This window comes from Jatrophihabitans lederbergiae (assembly GCF_031845305.1).
Classification (GTDB): domain Bacteria; phylum Actinomycetota; class Actinomycetes; order Mycobacteriales; family Jatrophihabitantaceae; genus Jatrophihabitans_A; species Jatrophihabitans_A lederbergiae.
This window is the reverse complement of record NZ_JAVREH010000100.1, coordinates 1-5,519: the sequence shown is the minus strand read 5'-3', so window position 1 is coordinate 5,519 and position 5,519 is coordinate 1. Positions and strand designations below refer to the sequence as shown.

Below are 5,519 nucleotides of genomic sequence, written 5' to 3'. Positions count from 1 at the left end.
GCCGCCGGCACTCCGCCTGCGGCTACCGCAGCCCGATCACCTACGAGAACACCACCACCGCGGCTACGCTACGACCGGCCGCATAACAATCAAATCGCGTGTCCACTTTTCGGGGCGAAGGCCCATGTGCGGTGCCGGCTGGCATAGTCGAAGCCGAAGTCGAGCAACGGCTGGCTGGCGTGGCTGCCGTCGACTCCGACCACGACGCTCGGATTCTCAGCAGGCTGGCCGGACGGACCGCGTATGACGACGACCGGTCGGACCGCGCGAGCGGCCACCGCGGCGCTCACCGAGCCCAGCAGGTAGGAGCCCAGCGTGCCCAGTTGGCGTGACCCGAGGACAAGCAGCGACGCTCGGGCCGCTTCCTCGACGAGGACCTCAACGGCGTTACCATCGATCGCGGCCCGTCGCGCGACCACGGCCGGGTCGATACCAGCAGTACGCGCCAGAGCGTTAGTGAGGGCCTCTTCGGCGAATCGTTGCGAGTGCTGCTTGTCTGCGTAAAGCTCGTCGGTAGCTACCGGATCGGAGGAGACCAGCCACTGATAGGCGCACACCACCCGTAGCTCAGCGTTGCGGGCACCAGCCTCGGCTACAGCCAACCTCAACGCCAATTCGTCAGCCGCTGAGCCATCGACGCCTACCACAACAGCGTTCTCTCCAAGAGTCATTGCAACCTCCTTGTCAGATGCCTTCGTTGGTCGATGCTCGTCCCGAGCGCACCAAAGCCATAGAGCCGTAGGTCTCGACACGTCCGAACGACGTGCTCGTGGGCTAGTTCACCGACCGAGTTGGCACAGCGCAGGATGCGAGCGCTACATGTGCCGACCAGAGCCCTGGTGCGCAGAACAAGCAGCGCGCCGCCCTGCGCATAGGGCCGAATCCAAGGACGGTATCCATGCTTACGAGCGGGCTGAGTGCTGGAAATGACCCACACTGGTCCATGGCAACGTCGTGCTCGACAGGACCGGCCACCAGCAGTACGTCAACATGTCAACATGTCAACGCCGGTCCAATGAACCCCCCGGTGCCGACGAAAATGAACCCCCTTGATGGTTGTTGGTCAGTCTCGGTCGGTGGCCCGATCCGGACCAGTTCGGGCTGCAGCCGGCCGGCGTGGTGGGCCACGGCGAGCCGGTCGACCCACTCGCTGCTCGGCTCAGTTCGGCGTCTCGCTGCTGTCCTGCGGGTGCGGCCGGGTGCTGGTCAGGAACGGTGCAATGAGATCGAGCGGCAGCGGAAAGACGATTGTGGACTTCTCGCCGCCGAGCTCTACCAGGGTCTGCTGGTAGCGCAGCTGCATCGCGGCTGGGTTGCGGCTTAGCACCTGCGAGGCCTCTAGGAGTTTCTGTGACGCCTGGAACTCTCCCTCGGCCGAGATGATCTTCGCTCGCCGCTCGCGTTCGGCTTCTGCGCCTCTGGCCATGGCCCGCTGCATCGCCTCGGGAATTTCCACGTCCTTGATCTCAACGGTAGTGACCTTGATACCCCAGGGTTCGGTCTGCTCGTCAATAATGCGGCGCAAGCTGTCGTTGAGCTCGTCGCGCTCGGACAGCAGCGTATCCAGGTCTGCCCGGCCGAGCACCGACCGCAGCGTCGTCTGAGCAATCTGTGAGGTCGCGACCGGATACGCTTCTACCTCGGTAATGGCGCGGGCCGGGTCGACCACCCGGAAGTACGCGACGGCGTTGACCCGGGCCGGGACGTTGTCGCGGGTGATGACCTCTTGCGGCGGGATGGTGAGCGTCACGGTGCGCAGGTCGACGCGGATCAGCCTGTCGACCATCGGGAGCAGGAACACCAGTCCGGGACCTGCTAGCGGCCGGAGCCGCCCCAGCCGGAAGACGACGCCGCGCTGGTACTCCCGCAGCACCCGGCTGCTCAGCAGTGTGAGAGCAGCCGCAGCAAGCAACACGACCAGCACCACGACCAGGGCCGTCACCGGGGCTCCCGGTGGTCAGCGGCCCAGCGTGTGCGGCTCACTGGCGTGACACGCAGCCCGGTCGCTGGGGTAGCGGCGGGAAAGCCGGTAGGCGTGCGGCGGAAGTGTTCGGTGAACCGCTGTGCGAGGATCGCGCAGACCACGAGCGGAACGGCAAGGACCACGAGGTCGCCGGGCTGGTGGTGCCGTAGGGCAGTGACTGTCAGCAGCAGCGCCGCCAGCGCGATGAGGACGAGGACGAGCCCACGGTGGAACCGCGCGGCCTCCGAGTGCGGCCACGGCTGGATTGGGCGGGTGACCTCGCGGCCGTGCGGCGAGCTGGTGCAGGCGGTCTTGACCGGGCAGGCATTGCACACCGACGCCTTGGCCCGGTAGCGCATGAGCTGCTGTCGTTCGTCGAAGCCGGTCGGCCAGAGCATCTGGTCCTGCGGGCACACCCACGCGTCGTGCTGCGGGTGGTAGTGGAACCCGGCTGTGCGGTAGCGGTCCGCCCGCGCACTGCTGTGCCGCGCCAGTCGGTCCAGGGCGCACCCGCACCCGAGCAGGAGGCTGGCGTACCCAATGAAGAGCAGGGCCTCGGGGGCGACGGTCACGGTGTGCTGCCTGGGCGGCGGGCCAGCCCCGCACCGCCGGCGGTGGCGGCCTCGGCGGGTTCACCGATGTCGGTGAACAGCACGTCGTGCGGCTCGACCATGATTTCGTTGCTGGTGCGGTAGCGCACGCCGAGCCAGCAGATCCACAGGAACGGTACGGCGCCGCCGACGATGAAGAGCACGTCACCGGGGAGCCGCAGCCACTCCAGGAGGCTGTTGCTGGGGTTGGTGATGAACTTGAGCTGACGGGCGGCGAAGTACCCGTCGCCGACGGACTTGTACAGCTGGACGATCCCGAGCGGGAGCAGCGTGGCGAAGCACATCCAGGCCAGCCCAATATTGCACGACCAGAACGAGATCTTCGCGAGTCGGTCTGACCAGCGCTCCGGCGGGATGAGGTAGCGGAGGCAGAAGAGCGCCAGCCCGATGGCCAGCATGCCGTAGACGCCCATCATCGCCGCGTGCGCATGGTTGGCGGTCAGGGCTGTGCCGATCTCGTAGTAGGACACCACCGGCAGGTTGACCAGGAAACCGAAGATGCCGGCGCCGAGGAAGTTCCAGAATCCGACCGCCACTAGGAACATCACCGCCCAACGGTGCGGGAACGGCGTCGATGACGACGACTCCTGACGTGACCCGAGCTGCAGGAAGGACCAGGCTTCGACGGTGAGGAAGGTGAGCGGCAGCACCTCGGCGGCCGAGAAGAACGCTCCGAGCGCCATCGTCTCGGCCGCGGTGCCTGAGAAATACAAGTGGTGCATCGTCCCGACGACGCCGCCGATCGAGTACAGGATGATGTCAAGGTAGATGATCGTCATCGCGATCTTCGGTCGGATGACGCCCAGCATCACGAACAGGTAGGCGACCAGCACGGTCGTGAAGATCTCCAGGAAGTCCTCGACCCACAGGTGCACCACCATGAACCGCCAGAAGTCCGCGACCGTGTAGGTGGACTCGGAACTGGTCAGCAGCCCGACGGCGTAGAACGCCGGGATCGCGAGCCCGGTATAGAAAAAGAGCCATGGCAGATTGACCCGGGAGGTGCGCTTGAGCGCCCCCCGCAACCCGCGGAACAGCATGAACGCCCAGAAGAACAAGCCCGCGGTCAGCAGCACCTGCCAGACCCGGCCCAGGTCCAGGTACTCCCAACCCTGCATCCCGAAGGCGTGCAGTGCCGGTGACAGCCAGCCGTGGATGTCCAGGCCTTCACCGATCAGGCTGCCGAACACCACGACAGCGAGCGCTCCGAGCAGTCCGTAGGCGAGCCAGGATTGCCGGCGCGGCTCCCGTCCGGAGATGATCGGTGCCAGAAACAGCCCGGTCGCCAGGAACGACGTCGCGGTCCAAAATATCGACAGCTGGACGTGCCAGGTGCGGACCAAGTTGTACGGCAGCCACCGGCCCAGGTCGAAGCCGAAGAAGCCTGTCAGGTCAGCACGGTAGTGCTCACTTGCCGCCCCGACAAGGGTCTGGATGACGAACAGCAGCCCGACGACGAGGAAGAAGTAGGCGCAGGCGCGCTGGGTCGGGGTCACGGCGACGTCGCCGGGCGGGCGGAAGGAGATGGTGTCGGCCTGCCGGCCACGCCAACCGAGGCGCTCCCCCCAGCGGCCGAACGCCGCGAACAGAGCCCCGATGCCGGCGAGCAGCACGATCAGCGACAGCACGCTCCACACGACGACGTCGGGGGTCACAGTGTTGCCGACAAGCGACTCCGGCGGCCAGTTGTTGGTGTAGGAGTAGTTCTTGTCCGGCCGCAACGTCGAGCCCGCCCACGCCGACCAGGCGAAATACGCCGTGAGCTGCTTGACCTGGACCGGGTCAGTAATCGCCTCCGGCAACAGTCCATTCTTGGCGCTCTGCGGACCGAAGTACTCGGTGTAGTGCGCGACTATCTCGGTGAAAGCCCTGGCCTGAGCATCGGTGACCGTGACCGTGTCGGCCTTCGCGTCGTAGCGGTTCGTCTTGAAGTCCGCGACGACCTTGTCGCGGGCGGAACTGGACGCCCCGCCGCCGTACTCCCGCGTCGCGATCAACGCAGCACGGTGCAGGTAATCGGCGGTGAAGTCCGGGCCGAGGTAAGCACCGTGACCGAAGATGGAGCCGTACTCCATGAGGCCGTGCCGCAGAAACAGCTTCTGCCCGGCGATCACGTCAGACCTGGTGTAGACAACCTGACCGCTGGACGTGCGGACCTGCGCAGCGATCGGCGGGTCCGCGGTGTACGCGCGGTAACCCAGAAAACCCAGAATGGCCAGGCCGAACAGCAGAACCAGCGCGGTGACCTGCACCCACGTCCGGGAAACCAGTCGGCTGCGCACAGCCTCAGTCTCCGTCAACGACGTCATAGGGTCTCCTCCTGGTCTGAGGCAACCCCGACCATTTCCGTCAGGAACAGGTGGCGGCCTGCGGAAACCGTAGCGCGCCCTCTCAGTCGCAGCCAGAGTGCGGAACCGAGAACGTCACCCAGACCGTGCCAGTCTCGCGTGAGGAAGTGCGAGTGGAACGCGAGCCGATCACCCGAGGCGAACCGGGACCAGGCCCTGTCCGGCGCCGAGATGACCGGAGCTGAGCACGAGGTGACTCTGCATGAGCAGCGCCCTGTGGTGCAGAAGGAGACCGTCCTGGTCGAACGCGTCAAGCTGAGCAGCGAGACCGTCACCGAGGAGCAACAGGTGGCGGGGACCGTCCGCAAAGAGCAGATCGACACTGAGCGCGACGTTGGGCGTTGAAGCCGTCCCCCGCGGCGGTAGAACGGCCATTGGAAGCGCCGCATCCCACTCCCACCGACACCAATGGCTCAGAAGTCGGCGCCGTCATCATCGGCGCATGCGTCGATGTGGGGCCGTAAGCGGACCCTTGGGTTCTCGCGGTGATCGCAACACCTGACTGAGTGGAGGTGTTGACCATGCGGTTCGCTAATCACATGATCACGGAGAACGTGCAGGTGTTTTGGGCCGAGTTGCAGCGTGGCGAGTTCATCA

General features: G+C 65.8%; 4 protein-coding genes and 1 pseudogene. 1 reads left to right on the top strand and 4 read right to left on the bottom strand.

Going from position 1 to position 5,519, the window contains the following annotated elements:
- Positions 1-89 precede the first annotated feature (89 nt).
- The 4 genes from RM423_RS23865 to RM423_RS23850 all read right to left on the bottom strand — a co-directional run bounded on the left by RM423_RS23865 (position 90) and on the right by RM423_RS23850 (position 4,883).
- Positions 90-671, bottom strand: a complete 582-nt coding sequence (locus RM423_RS23865; RefSeq protein ID WP_311425540.1) for a universal stress protein — start codon at positions 669-671, stop codon at positions 90-92.
- 488 nt (positions 672-1,159) lie between these two features.
- On the bottom strand, positions 1,160-1,942 hold the full coding sequence (locus tag RM423_RS23860) for a slipin family protein (protein ID WP_396327852.1): 783 nt from the start codon (positions 1,940-1,942) through the stop codon (positions 1,160-1,162).
- The gene (locus RM423_RS23855; RefSeq protein ID WP_311425538.1) at positions 1,939-2,535 is read right to left on the bottom strand and encodes a hypothetical protein; all 597 of its coding nucleotides are present in this window, start codon (positions 2,533-2,535) and stop codon (positions 1,939-1,941) included. Before RM423_RS23855 ends, RM423_RS23860 begins: the two co-directional genes overlap by 4 nt.
- Positions 2,532-4,883 carry a nitric-oxide reductase large subunit gene (locus RM423_RS23850; protein WP_311425537.1) on the bottom strand — a complete coding sequence of 784 codons (2,352 nt, stop codon included), beginning with the start codon at positions 4,881-4,883 and terminating at the stop codon, positions 2,532-2,534. The genes RM423_RS23855 and RM423_RS23850 overlap by 4 nt, the downstream gene beginning before the upstream one ends.
- Before the next feature lie 104 nt (positions 4,884-4,987).
- On the opposite strand from RM423_RS23850, the pseudogene RM423_RS23845 reads away from it, so the two are divergent.
- Positions 4,988-5,267: pseudogene (locus tag RM423_RS23845) on the top strand (YsnF/AvaK domain-containing protein); the annotation flags it as partial.
- Positions 5,268-5,519: the final 252 nt, after the last annotated feature.